A 13,975-nucleotide genomic window follows, 5' to 3' on the forward strand; every position below is an offset into this window, starting at 1 on the left:
TGAGAATTAAAAATAAAACAACAAAATGAGGTAATGAAAATGAACACAAAATCAACTTTTAATGTACATTCACTCGTAATGATGGCAATGTTTACAGCAATACTCTGCATATCGGCTTATATAAGCATCCCGCTTCCAAACGGTTCCCACATCACACTGCTCAACTTTGTGGTAACACTTATTGGAATGGTCTTTTCAGTAAGCCAGTCCTTCCTTATTGTACTTGTATGGATGCTTCTCGGTATGGTCGGAATTCCGATTTTTATCGGTGGAAATGCCGGAGTTGCATATCTTTTCGGACCATTCGGCGGATTCAACTTCTCATTTTTGCTTATTGCAGTTCTCCTTCCACTCTGCCGAGGCAAGAACTACAACCGCATCCGCTACACCATCGTGGCTATTCTGTCAGCAGTACTCGTTGACGCAATCGGCTCTCTCTGGCTCATGTTCAGCTCTCATATGACATTACAGGCTGCATTTTTAGCCGGCTTTGTACCATTTATCGGACTTGATCTCGTCAAGGTTATCGTGGTGGCGCAGATTGCTCCACAGTTCAAAAGACTTGCTACCGCAAGAGCAGCTTCCGTATAGCCGGACGGTAAGCATTGTAAACAAGTAAGCATAAAAGAAACCACCGCAGAATTTAGCTTAGTTAGAGAGTTAAATTCCTGCGGTGGTTTTTGATTATGCAGGCCTTTTATAAAAGCATATGCTATACAATACTAATACAACAGCATGATATATCTTTTAAGCCTGCCGACATCATACCTCCAATATCTTACTGAATTCTGATTTTCTCTATTATGCACTCATGTTTTTTATAATTGACTGAATCACTGTCTGCATTATAATTAATGTCAACAAGCAAAACCTCACCTTTATAAGCCTTAAGACCTTCAACATATTGTCTATCTTTTATCTGCTCTATCGCCGCATCTGCCGTTTTATTATACTTTAATTCAACCACTATTGCAGATTTATTTACTCCATTTCTAGGCACAAACACCATATCTGCATAGCCCTTTCCACCGGCAAGCTCACGGTATATCAAATAATCTTTTTTTGCTGAATAATATGCCAGTGATACCACACATGCCAAAGCATTTTCATCATTATATTTGAGTATTGAAGCATTCTCCTGATGTGCGTGCTCTATCATAGATGCTACTATTTTTTCATCGCCATTCAATGTAGCATCAAGCAATTTATCTGAGCTTCTGATTGCATCCATCACCGACTCCCAACCACCATCCTCTATGCAATTAATAAACTCCTTCTGCACCTCCTGATTTGGAATAGAAACAGTCTCATTGTAGAAATCATATGTGAGATACCCCAAATGAACAAGAAGAGTCAAAACATCATCTGCACTCTCAAGAGTCGTCATATCATTTTGGAATTTATTTGGATTGACAGGAACACTTTCCCCTGCAATAAGCCTTGTGACCAATTCCTTGAGATTATACATGTCAAGCTGTATATATTTTTTCAGAGCTTCATAGGTCTCCGTCTTTGTCCAATAGCTGTCAAAATCGTGCCCTAAAAGTGACATAACAACAGAACGCGGATTGTAAACCTGAACACCCTTTAAATCATATCCGTCATACCACTGCTTCATATTGTCAAACGACATATCATATTGCACACAGAGCTTCTGCACCTCCTCGCCTGTAAAACCGGTAAACTCCGCAAGCTCGCGCTGATTGGTCATGGAATACTCATCAAACATATTTAGATCCGAATGCTCTCCATACTTCTTGATTGGCAGGATACCTGTCATATATGCTAACGCCACATATGACTTTCCCTTTATAAAAAATCTCAAAAAATCAAGATACTTCTTATGCTCATCATAATCATCCGGAAATTTTCTGAAAATACAATCCCATTCATCAATTATGATTATAAATGACTGCTTCTTTTCACTATATATGGTAGACATAACTTCCACCAAATCATTCCAATCAAAGCAATCCAAATCTGCATACTCTTTTTTTATATCCCATAGTATACGTCTTTGAAGATAATCTATCATTTCATCCATTGAACTGACTCTGCTAATTATATCTATCATATTGATATGAATCACATTATATTTATTAATATGCCTTTCAAATGATTCATCATCTGCAATATTTAATCCACAAAATAACTCTTTGGAATCGCAATTCTTATCATAATACGCGACAAGCATATTGGCGGCCATAGATTTACCAAAACGGCGAGGACGGCTGACACAAATATTCCGCTGCTCCGTATTTAAAATCCGATTAGTAAAAGCAATTAATCCCGTTTTATCAACATAAATTTCTGAATTGACCGCTTTTTTATATTCATCATTTCCCGGATTCAGATATATGCCCATTGTTTGTCCTCCACTTCATTAATGCTTCCATAATTATCCCCTCTGCCCTGCAATCAGGACACTTTTACCTTCATATTTCATTAAAAAAACAGTTCAGTATACTGATATGCTGCTGCACACTCCCGCCTCCCATATATCTCAACGCAGATAATCATTGCTGATTTATTTTTATTATACTATTTGTGGCTGTAGGATGGCAAGAATAATTAGTGTTCGCTGATAGCTTGCCGGTTTTATGCGTGTTATTCTATGGATGAGCTGCGCACAATATGTTTCTTCTTATTATCTCCTTTTGAGACATATTAAGCAAAATAAGTATCAGGAAATGCTAGTGTTTTACTATACTTATGTTTGCTAGATGCTGGCATTTCTCCTTCTTTTTCAATGCTCTTTGTGGTATAATAGGAGTATCGAAAAAAGAGCAGAAAATCACATGGCAGTAAGTGCAAAGGACTCCCACATGAAAATTCTATTTTACCGATACAACAGCATCTGCGAGCCGGATGTAATACAGGCATTCAAAGAACTCGGATACAGCGTGTGCGAAATCCGTGAAGAAATGACAAATAAAGCCGTCACACCATCCGAATGTGTTCATCTGGTGTCAAACGCACTTGAAAAAACAAACAGCAACATAGTATTTTCCATAAACTTCTATCCTGCAATATCAGAGGTATGCAACATATATCACCTTCCTTATGTGTGCTGGATAGTGGACTCCCCGGTGATGGAGCTTTACACCAAATCAATCACCAATCCGTGGAATCGCGTGTTCCTGTTTGACAACACACTCTATCAGGAATTTGCCCCTCTAAACCCGGACTGCATATATTATCTGCCTCTTGCGACCAATGTAAAAGCCAAACAGCAGGTCATAAAACAGGCAAAAAAATCAGGCTACGTGATGCCTGATGTCTCAAACCCGGATTTTATCAAGAAGCTTTGTCAATATAAAAGTGATATAGCCTTTATAGGCTCCCTCTATACAGAGAAAAATCCATACGACAGCCTGCGCAATACCAGCGATTTTTTCAACGGCTACATGGACGGACTCATTGAAGCCCAGCTTAAAGTCTATGGATACTACTTTGTGCAGGAAGCACTGACAGAAAACATAATAGAAGAATTCAAACAATGTATGCCAGATTTCTACACACAGCCACAAGGCTCATATATCACAGACCGCGCCACAATCGCGCAGTACTACATGGGCAATAAAATAGCAGCCGTGGAGAGACAGCGCATGCTTTCTTTGCTGTCCGAAAAATATGATGTGGACCTCTACACCGGAAGTGATACATCCTCTCTTCCGCACATACATAACCGCGGCTTTGCCAAAACACTGACTGAAATGCCAATCATATTCCATGAAGCCAAAATCAATCTGAATATGACCGCAAAACCAATTCGCACCGGAATACCGCAGCGCATATGGGATGTGTTCGGTTCAGAGGGATTTCTTATATCAAATTATCAATCGGAAATACCTGAATACTTTGTGCCCGGTGAAGACATCGTGCTGTATGACAGCCCTGAGACACTGCTGGAGCAGACTGACTACTATCTGCGCCATGAAAACGAACGAAAAGAAATAGCGCACAATGCATTTGAAAAAACACTGGAATACCATACGTATGAAAAAAGGGTGGAGCTTATCTCATCCCTAATTCAAACATCTCCTTAAGCTTTTTCTCATAAGAAAACTGCTCGCATACCTTCCTATACCCATTTAAGGCAATGCGCCTTCTCTCCTCATCATGTGCCAGATAATAACAGACCTTGTCCTCCAAATCCGCCATGCTATCATAAAGCACAAGCTCCTCCCCAGGCACAAAAAATTCTGCCAGCTCAGGCTGATAATTCGAAAGCAGAAAACCTCCACTTCCCATGACATCCAGAACACGAAGCGGCATGCCCGAGGTAATAGATCTGCATGTTATATTCAAATTAATCTTTGAATGCCTATAAAGTAGCGGCAAACCCGTATCATAATCAACCGGAGGCATCACCTTGATATTACCATTCATCCGCAAACTATCATCCGTCTGTGAACCTGTATAAAGCGCGACCTCTGCATGCTTACTGCATCTAAACAAAACCTCTTTTCGTTCCAGCTCCGCAAGCCTGCTGTACAGCATACTGTGAAAAACTACATCGTGAGGCAGCTTAATATCTACACTATCATCCAGCAAAATATATTTGTCCAACGCTTCAACAACATCTAGACTTAAAAGCTCTCTAATCAAGTCATATCCAAAAACATTAAGCTGACTATGAATCATTCCGTCCAGATAACCTCTCAGATACTGTGGAAGAAAACCCACACGATTATACATATTGTCATTATAGAGGCTGCCAATAAAACTCACATCATGCCGAAAACCGTCTTCAAATTCTTCATCAGCCAGATGCAAAGAAGAAAGCGAAGCCTGCTGCGCCAAGCTGTGTATATTGCGAAACTTATTTACATTCACTGCAAGTGGCAGATGAAACACATGCTTCACACCTCTGTCTGCAAAATACAAGCACTGCTGTCTGTCAAAGCAGAAAATTCTGTTGCAATCGTTGTATACGGAATCAGAAAACAGCGTAAGCTGTGGACAGTCATAAATCCATGAATAATATAAAATACCACATTGCATCGCTACATACGAAAGCAATGGGATATAATCAAAGGAAAAAATACAGTCATATACATTGCTTTTCAACCGGTTACACAAATCCCTTTGAAAAATCTCATCGTGCTCATAATTACTCAGTTCATGATGCCATATATCATAAGAAAAACCTAATGCCTCAAATCCCTGACAAATATCAGCGGTACTGTTTGAGTGCCAGTCATAATATAATATCCTCATCCTTTTATTTCCTCTGCCAGTAGTTTCTGAAACTCATCATCCGTGAACTCTCGTCCATACTCACGTTCTAAAACATCCTTCAATGCCTTCTCCTGCTTTGCATAAAACGGATAATCATGCGAGCTCGAACATTGTCTTGGTGTCATATAATCATCACCATACTTTATCCTAAGAATAGTATCATATCCTATCGGAACAGGGATTGTAACATTCTCAAATGGCAGCTCCATACTCTTTGAATAGCACGAAACAGGCACATGATAATCCCATCCTCCTGCCAGATCTATCATGGAGCAGACCTCTTTTGAACAACTCTCATCATACAAAGCCGAAAGAATATCTACCAGCTTTTTAAGCTCATGAAATAATCTGTTATTCTTATCAAAGCTGACACCAAAGGTCCTTTCAAGCTTGGCAGCCAGTTCCAGAACCTCATCAGAATATGGTGGTTCCGGTGGAACACTTGCCGCCACTGACATAACGAGCTCAATCATTTTCGTCTGTTCATTCATCTTGGAAGCATCTTTGGGAATATAATCAATAGGGAAAATATCAATTCCGACAACATAAGGACAATTGTGAAACATATCCAGATATTTCCTGTCAAAATTCATATGCCGTCCTGAGATCACACGACATTTCACATTATCATGCTCCGGATCATTATATAAGCTTTTAATCTCAAAAGGCTGACCAAGCTCTAACGGTGCCACCTCCAGAAAACGCATATAATCACCACGAAGCATTCCTATATCAAGGTCATCATCCCACGGAATAAAGCCCTTGTGACGAACCGCGCCCAGCAAAGAGCCCCAATCCGCAAAGAACGTGATACCATGCTTCACGCATATCCTTCGTATCTCTTCTAAAACCTCTATCTGAGCCGCCCAGGCCCTTTTCATCTTCTCCTCAATATAGAAACCCTCTCTATATTCAGGTTTAAAATAAGCTTCGTTAAATTCAACCATTTATCCTGCCCTCAATAGCTCTCTTAAGCTTAGTCGAACTGGTGCTCTTTGTATATGGGAAAAACACCATAGTCGCCCCATTTTTCTCCAGAAACTCTTTCTCCGCAAGCCATGCCGGATCATGCTCATAGTCACTTCCCGAAAACTGCACATCAAAGTGATACAGCTTGAAAATATCCCTGGTGCCGCAGAAATCTAGCGGAAGCTTAATAGCCTCATCCACATATCTGCAGGAGCGGACCATCTCAATACGCTCCTCAAAAGGCACAAAAGGCTCAGCCTGCTTATTCAGACGCACACCCTCGTCAGATACCACACCCACTATGAGATACCTGCACTGCTCCTTTGCTCGCTTAAACATATTGAGATGACCAATGTGAAACAAATCGAAAACACCTGCAATATATCCAACATTATATGGCTTATCATCAGATGATTCATTTACCACTCCTGAATTATCATCTGAGATAGTTGTCCCACGACAGGCCACACGAGTACCAGTACCGGTTTCGGCCGCCAGTCTCGCCGCAACGCGCTCCTTTCGTTTATTTGGATAATCATTGCCAGGATCATAAATATGATAATCAGCGATTCCCATACCTTTGAGCTGATTTACCACACCATTGTAGCCCTTAATACAGATAATAATATGCCTCTCCTCCTCCGGAATATCCTTTAAAATATCCGGTGAATTAATCGGTATATCATGCATCATGGTGCCCCATTTTGAGCTGTTATTATCAATGATAGAGTAAACCTCATAGTCTCCCGTAAACTGGAAAAGAAACCTCTCAGTAAATCTGCCGGAGCCAAACAAAATGAGTTTCTTCTCCTTACCTGATATACCATCTTCAAGCCCATCAAAAATATCCACAAAAATCCTCTGATATTCTGCAGCGCTATAATTTATTTTCTCACGATTGGTATAAAGAATCCTGCCGTCAACTCTCCTGTTCTCGTAATACGGTCTGAGCTCCTTCTGATTCCTGAGAGTCTCAGTAAATCTGGAAGACATACGCATCCAGATATCCTCACACTCTGCCAGTCCATAGCGCTCCAATACCTCAGCTCTTGGCACGAGCCGCTCAAACTCTTTATCAGTACCATCATAAATAATGGAAACAGAGCGATACATTATGGCCTTTGCGGGACAATTTCTGACATAAAACTCCTGGTCATAGTATATAAACCTGCTTTTTGAATCTGAAACGGATGCATCATAAAAGCAATTCAGCGGAACCATATCAATATAGCCTCTTTCAAGAATCACTCCCAAATCTCTTCCGTTAGCGCTGTTTCTATCCTTCTGCGGAATCTCATATGTATAATCAGATGATTGAAGAACAAGCTCATACATATCATCCAAAGCCTTAAAAAAAGAATCCTTGTCTCTTTTAGCAAGCTCCTTCAATGCATTCATCGCAATAGGGGCATTGACAAACGGCATCACAAAGCAATCTCCATCAATATATGAGTCAACTACATTAATCCCCCTGTCACGTAAATCCTTAAGATTGTCCTGCATCTCCTTCAGCTTCTTTGTGCCCTCACCGTAAACAGCTCTCTTAGATACAGTCTTCACTCCATCCCGCTCACAGATGCTCGTCACCAGCGCATTCTCCGGTCCTCTGTCCAGCGAAATAGTGGCATGAAGCGTATCATCATGCGCTCCGTCCAGACTGCACTCAATAATATATGCATTTGCCAGCTTGTGAAACATGCCATTTTTAATCAAATCAGTATATAAAAACTGCTCCTCAAGAAACACACTGTCGGGATAATTATACAGAGGAAAATACCTCATAGCCAGCTCCTCAACCGGCTCATAATCCTGCGCATAAACAAGCTGAGTTTCCTGCAAAGAAGGCATCGCTGAATAAAATCTATTGTGTGAAAAGCCTGCTGCATCAAGCATATCCGTAAGCTCCGCCATAGAATAGCATCTGCCCGCAATCATACCCCTGTCTGCATCCGACAGCCTCCTGTAGTTCTCTATTCCATCAAAGCTATGATTTGTGTACGGATCCCGGTCTCCACAAATATACTTTATTGCATAACGGTTTTCTGTACCTAACAAAAAACGCCCCGTAGAGCTTAACAGTTTGTGACACTGTTTTAATAACTCAACCGGCGATTTGGTTTCCTCAAGAATATCAATACCGACTATGTAATCATACCCGCGACCGACTGATTTTAAATCCTTTAACTGTGTTATATTACAGGAATTAACACATCCTTTTCCTTTAAGAAAAGAACAGACAGAGTCATCCTGTCTGCCTGAATATAAATATAAAATATTGCATGGTGACTTAAAATTGTACCAGACAATTGCTCCTGTTGAAAAATCTTTAGTTAATGTTTCCATATTGTTGTCCTTTTTTTAATAAATCCGACGGCTTACCCTTCATAATTGCAAAGTCATCTGTTCATACTGAACTTCATGAAGTATATCATCCGTAAATTCTTCAAGATTAGATAATTGTTTTAAAACTATAGTCTCCTTATTTTCTTCCAAATATTTATTGCCTGTAGAATTTTCCAACATCTTGTAATAGTAACATGCCAAATGTTTATATTGACGAATAGCAAAATCTGCTGTGTGCATTGTCCCGCTATTTCTATCTGCCTCTATTACAATTACGCCCTGACTTATTCCACTCTGCAACCTATCTCTCTCAACATAATTATATTTTCTCAGCTCAGTTCCTTCCGGATATTCACTTACAAGACATCCACCCTTATCCACAATCTCATCTGCAAGCTTTCTATTACTCTTGGGTTGAATATTATCTAATCCACATGGTAACCACACTATACATTTTCCATTATTGTCTAAAGCTCCCCTTATTGCAGCAGAATCGCATCCTAATGCTAAGCCATTAACCACGTTAATTCGTCTTCCTGCCAGGTACTTTGCTGTATCATATGCTAATTGCATACCACGAGCAGAACATTTTCTGCTTCCTATAACAGCAACACTCTTATATTCCGTCGCTATTTCAATATTTCCTTTATAATAAATAATATCTGGTGCACCTTTTATATTCTTCAATACAGTTGGATATTTAACATCATCCTTTAAACAATAATGTATGTCCTTCATTACACAGCCTTTCCAAGCGCAAAACATTTGTTCTGCATGAACTGTACCATATATATCTTATTAAATCAAGATTATTATATTTTTCATTTAACTTTCGCAATGAGCTACGAATTTACACCCAAATCAAAAATAAATACATTCTTGTACTGTCCCTGATTCTCTTTTAATGCCTCATCCACTCCTCCGCAATAACCTGAAGCTATCAGTGAATGACACTTTGAAAGCAGATTAATCGATAAAATATATTCAATTCCCAATAAATATCCATCTCGTTTTTCTTCCCTCGAATGCATCTGTGTAAGCATCTCACCTTCTCTTACAGTATAGCGCTTTTGGTCTGTAAATGTCACCTGATCGCCATACCTTCTCATTAATGCGTCACAATAAGACTTATCCTCCGTAGAAACATAAATATAATCCAGCTTCCATTCCTTTAAAGCCCAATCTATTTTATCACATAACATATCTAAAGATGCATGGATCGGATGATTACTCAAATGTGTATTAACGTAATCTGTTCCTCTTGCCAAAACTCCAAGTGTCCTATCCGGATAAGGTAAAAATGCTGATTCATGTGACTCAATGTAATCACAAACCTTCTTATTGTATTTCCCCATCGGCCAGGATAAAGTTGTCGATTTGCTATATTCATTCATTATATTGCTCTGAACGCTTCCATTATATAGCCTCGGACTAAAATAAACATTCCTGCTATGCATTACCTCATCAAGAGAATACTCTTCCGGCTGATTATAAAATTTGCCCCATATATCATCACCATTATAGTTGCTATACATGCTGCTATTCGACATGGTAAGGTTCTATTTTCTCATCTCTTGTATCTTTTCTTCTGCCTTCTTTATTGCCTTAGTCATATACTCTCCATTTCGGAGTCTCGCACCAACAATCTGGGCATTATGTTTCATATTCTCATAATCACTATCGCTTACTTTTGACAACTTGTCTGACAATTCATATAAAGACTTTACAGTTATACCCACATGCTCTTTCAAAACAAAATCAGCTTCTGCTGCCTCGTCCCAAATAATGACAGGCAAACCAATTGCAAGATATAAAGATAATTTGTGTGGATTATTAATCTTTAGATATTCTCCTGTAAGACCACTACAAGTATCTAATGAGTTACCATCCCATACCAAACCATATTTTCCCTGCAGTTTTTTAATCAATTCATCAGGCAAAAACGTTCCAAAATAGCTAATATTATCATAATGATCATTATCACTATAATTTGCTCCAAACAAATTAAATTTTACATCACCAATCTCACTTAAATGATAAATATATTCAGACTTCCCAATATCAAGATTTCCTGCAACAATTACTCCACTATCTTTTTTTACTTCCGGTGAATCGCCTATTAAATAATCGAATATTTCCAATGATACTATTTTATCCTCCGGAAATCCTTTAGATACAAGAAATTCTTTCATTTTTGTATTATGCACAATCCAAATATCTGCTAATGTCTGTAACATATTGTATTGCTCGATATAATCATCCCTGACATTCCTTCTTAAAATCTCTATATCATGTACGACGCATATAATATTAATATGTTTTTTATCTTTTAATTCATTAAGTCTGTATATACCACCAGAGATATCAACAATAGGAAATTGTACCAAAACCACTGCATTATCTGCTATTTCTTCACACGCTTTAATCCATTCGGCTTCCGTCTGTCTCTGCCCATATCTTACTGTTCCACGAACAATTGATAAAATCTTATATCCATTGTCTGCTGCTATTGTAGCAACGTCTGACGTTGCTTTGTATCCTGCATTATAATCCTGCATTCTAAACTCAGTAATCTGATATTTTCCTGAGGATGATGCAAAATCAAAATGACTTTCAGCATTCATCTGGCAATACACATAAAAAGGTAATTTTTCTAACTCTGTATAAGAGCCTAATTCTTTTTCAACTTCAGAATAATCAAAACATGTAATTAACAATATTGCATTATCTGCTTCTTTTAAAAACATTTCTACTGATATTACTGGTATTCTTTGGTTTCCTACTTCTATACAGCCATTTCTATAATTTTTATCTATAACAGCCACTATTTTAATGTCAGGATGTGAATTCAAAAAATCTTCAAACACTTTTCCTGCACCATAGCAAAATAAATTTTTATTGTTAATTTCATTTAAAAAAACAGACATGGACGATAGCCTTTTATTCATTTACTCATACCTCGTTCTTCTAAAAATCATGAATAAAATTCCTCTACTGTTAATGGTTTTGTCCAAATAATCTTTTTATTACCAATTCCCAGTTCAACTAATTCATTCTTGATTTCATTCATGACTTTTTCATTATTGACAGCAATAATTACATAATCAAACTGATATTCCATCATCTCAGCCGGGGAGAGAACTTCTACTCCCATATAATTATCTTTCAACTTATATCCCTTATCTACCCATATGTAGTCTTCACAAAGATTCTCCTTCTGTATTTGTCTTATGTAATCTTTTCCAACATTACCAGCACCATAAACGACTATCTTTTTATTACATATTTTCGCTTTGCACGAAATAACATAATTTATATTACTAAATCCAAATCCCATTTTCTCCGGTGCTATCTTTATATGCATAGCAATCCATTTTTCTAATTGTGGCATTAATATATCTCTATATTGACTTTTTTCAAAATCTTTTTTTAAAGAAAGGTACATTCTATTTACACTAATTAAAAAGTCATCATGAACTGCATGTGTTATTGAAGAATCATTTTGTCTGTAAAAATAGCCCTTGTATTTGGTTATAGCTACAGTTTTACAAGCTAATATATATTTATATACAAACTCTGCATCTTCTCCATAATATACTTGTTCATCAACTTCATCTATAACCCTTTTGACAATGTCTGTTTTAAATAATTTATTTGACATACTTGTTACAAACCCATTGCATGAAAAATCTTCTTTGTATATTAGGTTCCTTACCACTTCAATTGTTTTAAATACATCATATACTCCTTCATCAAGTGAATCTTCCCATACCCTGTTATCCATTATCAAACTTGAGGTAGCTAAATCTGCATCACCTATATTATTAAGCATTGTCTCCATATATTCCTGCGCAATATAATCATCCGAATCAATGAATGCAATATATTTTCCATGTGCATTCTTTACACCTTGTTTCCTTGCAAGCACAACACCCTTATTTTGTTGATTAATAACGGTCACCCTTTTATCTTTTTGTGCAAATTGATTACATATCTTTAAACTATCATCTGTTGAGCCATCATTTACTAATATTATCTCCAAATACTTATATGTTTGGTTAACTATACTTTCTATGCATTCAGTTAAAAAATGTTCAGCATTGAACACCGGAACTACTACACTAATCAAAATATCTATCATAATATCCCTCTACAATTAGGCTAAATGTATTTACTCACATCTATTATATTTTTAAATTTCATTTGCTTTGCTATCTCAATCATTTGTACCGAATAATTCTTTGACGCAATGAGTAAAACTCCCCCATCATCATTCATTATTTCATCTATACTTTTCAAAGGGATTCCTGATACGTTCTTCTTTTCAGTATCCTTAAGATTTGTTTGTACAAATGCCCTTATATGTATGTCATACTCGGATAATAATTCTTTTAATCCTACTCCAACCTTTCCAGCACCATATATAATTATATCTTTGTATTTTTTTATTTCTGAAATTACATTATCCGGTAACTTGTATGTAAAAAAACCATTATAAAATGCGCCTGTTGCAAGTCTTAAAATAAGTTCTTCATCTTCTGTAAACGGCAACTTATTCCAACTGAAATAATTTAATTCTTTATAATAAGTAATTAATTGTCTATTTAAATTCGAAACATACTCATTAGTATAATATTTACATTCATGCTTATTATTTTTATTAAAATTAATTATCTCAGCAATAATAAAGCAAAGTGATCCTATTTTTTCATGATATATTCTTTGAGATAAAGATAAAGAATTATTTCTTCTAATGTATTCATAACAAAAATCATCTACACTCGTCACCGAATTTGCTTTCATTAGGACTTCATAGTAAAACAAGTTATCCTCGTGTATTATATGTGGTTTAAATTTAATATTGTTTTCCTTTAAAAATTGATTTTTGTATATTGCACTCCATGATGTAACACACATATTCCCTTCAGAAACAGCTCCGCAGAAAAAATCCGGTCCATTCTCGACGTTAGGATAAATACTTTTATGTCTGTATCTTTTTATATTATCCTGATTACCAACACCATGTTCCTCATATCCAAAATATAACACATCAGCATCGACATTCTTTATTTTTTGATATAAAGTTGTTAGAACATTTTGCTTAATATAATCATCTGAATCCAAAAAAAAGATATATTCTCCAGATGCTATTTCCATACCATCATTGCGTGATACTGACAGACCTTGATTTTCTTTATGTGTAATCGATTTTATTCTACTATCTTTTTTCTTATAGTTTTCAACTATCTTTAACGATCCGTCAGTTGACGCATCATCACATATTATAATTTCAAAATCCGTCATATTCTGTTTTAAAACACTAGATATACACTTATCTAAATATTTTTCAACATTATAGACTGGAATAATAACACTGATTTTGGACATAATATTTCCTCTTTAAAATATAACTTGATTC

11 protein-coding genes are annotated in these 13,975 nt (G+C 36.9%); 2 read left to right on the forward strand and 9 right to left on the reverse strand.

Annotated elements, in window-relative coordinates; genetic code table 11:
• Positions 1-39 precede the first annotated feature (39 nt).
• Positions 40-591 (forward strand): biotin transporter BioY, encoded by a 552-nt coding sequence (locus tag ACTQ1L_RS09530; protein ID WP_321110260.1) that lies wholly within the window; start codon positions 40-42, stop codon positions 589-591.
• 187 nt (positions 592-778) lie between these two features.
• Here the strand turns inward: ACTQ1L_RS09530 and ACTQ1L_RS09535 are convergent, their stop codons facing one another.
• Positions 779-2,365, reverse strand: coding sequence for an AAA family ATPase (locus tag ACTQ1L_RS09535; protein WP_441366776.1), 1,587 nt, complete (start codon positions 2,363-2,365; stop codon positions 779-781).
• A gap of 433 nt (positions 2,366-2,798) precedes the next feature.
• On the opposite strand from ACTQ1L_RS09535, the gene ACTQ1L_RS09540 reads away from it, so the two are divergent.
• Positions 2,799-4,049: a CgeB family protein gene (locus ACTQ1L_RS09540; RefSeq protein ID WP_441366778.1), complete on the forward strand. Its 1,251-nt coding sequence runs from the start codon at positions 2,799-2,801 to the stop codon at positions 4,047-4,049.
• On the opposite strand, the gene ACTQ1L_RS09545 is transcribed toward ACTQ1L_RS09540, so the two are convergent.
• The 8 genes from ACTQ1L_RS09545 to ACTQ1L_RS09580 form a co-directional block, all read right to left on the reverse strand.
• Entirely contained in the window at positions 4,018-5,223 is a 1,206-nt protein-coding gene (locus ACTQ1L_RS09545) for a CgeB family protein (RefSeq protein ID WP_441366779.1), read from the reverse strand. The two genes, ACTQ1L_RS09540 and ACTQ1L_RS09545, sit on opposite strands and share 32 nt — an antisense overlap.
• Complete coding sequence (locus ACTQ1L_RS09550; protein WP_441366781.1) at positions 5,220-6,191, reverse strand: LicD family protein; 972 nt, start codon at positions 6,189-6,191, stop codon at positions 5,220-5,222. Before ACTQ1L_RS09550 ends, ACTQ1L_RS09545 begins: the two co-directional genes overlap by 4 nt.
• Positions 6,184-8,556 carry an adenylyltransferase/cytidyltransferase family protein gene (locus ACTQ1L_RS09555; RefSeq protein ID WP_441366783.1) on the reverse strand — a complete coding sequence of 791 codons (2,373 nt, stop codon included), beginning with the start codon at positions 8,554-8,556 and terminating at the stop codon, positions 6,184-6,186. Before ACTQ1L_RS09555 ends, ACTQ1L_RS09550 begins: the two co-directional genes overlap by 8 nt.
• A gap of 39 nt (positions 8,557-8,595) precedes the next feature.
• On the reverse strand, positions 8,596-9,294 hold the full coding sequence (locus tag ACTQ1L_RS09560) for a DNA-processing protein DprA (protein ID WP_441366785.1): 699 nt from the start codon (positions 9,292-9,294) through the stop codon (positions 8,596-8,598).
• A gap of 104 nt (positions 9,295-9,398) precedes the next feature.
• Complete coding sequence (locus ACTQ1L_RS09565; RefSeq protein ID WP_441366788.1) at positions 9,399-10,106, reverse strand: hypothetical protein; 708 nt, start codon at positions 10,104-10,106, stop codon at positions 9,399-9,401.
• A 9-nt stretch (positions 10,107-10,115) separates the two neighbouring features.
• Positions 10,116-11,504, reverse strand: coding sequence for a hypothetical protein (locus ACTQ1L_RS09570; RefSeq protein ID WP_441366790.1), 1,389 nt, complete (start codon positions 11,502-11,504; stop codon positions 10,116-10,118).
• 26 nt (positions 11,505-11,530) lie between these two features.
• Positions 11,531-12,697: a glycosyltransferase family 2 protein gene (locus ACTQ1L_RS09575; protein WP_441366791.1), complete on the reverse strand. Its 1,167-nt coding sequence runs from the start codon at positions 12,695-12,697 to the stop codon at positions 11,531-11,533.
• A gap of 20 nt (positions 12,698-12,717) precedes the next feature.
• Positions 12,718-13,944: a glycosyltransferase gene (locus tag ACTQ1L_RS09580; RefSeq protein WP_441366793.1), complete on the reverse strand. Its 1,227-nt coding sequence runs from the start codon at positions 13,942-13,944 to the stop codon at positions 12,718-12,720.
• Positions 13,945-13,975: the final 31 nt, after the last annotated feature.

Source organism: Agathobacter sp. LCP21S3_B2, from assembly GCF_052118705.1.
Taxonomy (GTDB): domain Bacteria; phylum Bacillota; class Clostridia; order Lachnospirales; family Lachnospiraceae; genus Roseburia.

What these genes read in the sequence shown, in the direction of transcription:
- ACTQ1L_RS09530 (WP_321110260.1), top strand. Translation starts at nt 40, where the DNA reads ATGAACACAAAATCAACTTTTAATGTACATTCACTCGTAATGATGGCA.
- ACTQ1L_RS09535 (WP_441366776.1), bottom strand. Translation starts at nt 2,365, where the DNA reads ATGGGCATATATCTGAATCCGGGAAATGATGAATATAAAAAAGCGGTC.
- ACTQ1L_RS09540 (WP_441366778.1), top strand. Translation starts at nt 2,799, where the DNA reads ATGGCAGTAAGTGCAAAGGACTCCCACATGAAAATTCTATTTTACCGA.
- ACTQ1L_RS09545 (WP_441366779.1), bottom strand. Translation starts at nt 5,223, where the DNA reads ATGAGGATATTATATTATGACTGGCACTCAAACAGTACCGCTGATATT.
- ACTQ1L_RS09550 (WP_441366781.1), bottom strand. Translation starts at nt 6,191, where the DNA reads ATGGTTGAATTTAACGAAGCTTATTTTAAACCTGAATATAGAGAGGGT.
- ACTQ1L_RS09555 (WP_441366783.1), bottom strand. Translation starts at nt 8,556, where the DNA reads ATGGAAACATTAACTAAAGATTTTTCAACAGGAGCAATTGTCTGGTAC.
- ACTQ1L_RS09560 (WP_441366785.1), bottom strand. Translation starts at nt 9,294, where the DNA reads ATGAAGGACATACATTATTGTTTAAAGGATGATGTTAAATATCCAACT.
- ACTQ1L_RS09565 (WP_441366788.1), bottom strand. Translation starts at nt 10,106, where the DNA reads ATGTCGAATAGCAGCATGTATAGCAACTATAATGGTGATGATATATGG.
- ACTQ1L_RS09570 (WP_441366790.1), bottom strand. Translation starts at nt 11,504, where the DNA reads ATGAATAAAAGGCTATCGTCCATGTCTGTTTTTTTAAATGAAATTAAC.
- ACTQ1L_RS09575 (WP_441366791.1), bottom strand. Translation starts at nt 12,697, where the DNA reads ATGATAGATATTTTGATTAGTGTAGTAGTTCCGGTGTTCAATGCTGAA.
- ACTQ1L_RS09580 (WP_441366793.1), bottom strand. Translation starts at nt 13,944, where the DNA reads ATGTCCAAAATCAGTGTTATTATTCCAGTCTATAATGTTGAAAAATAT.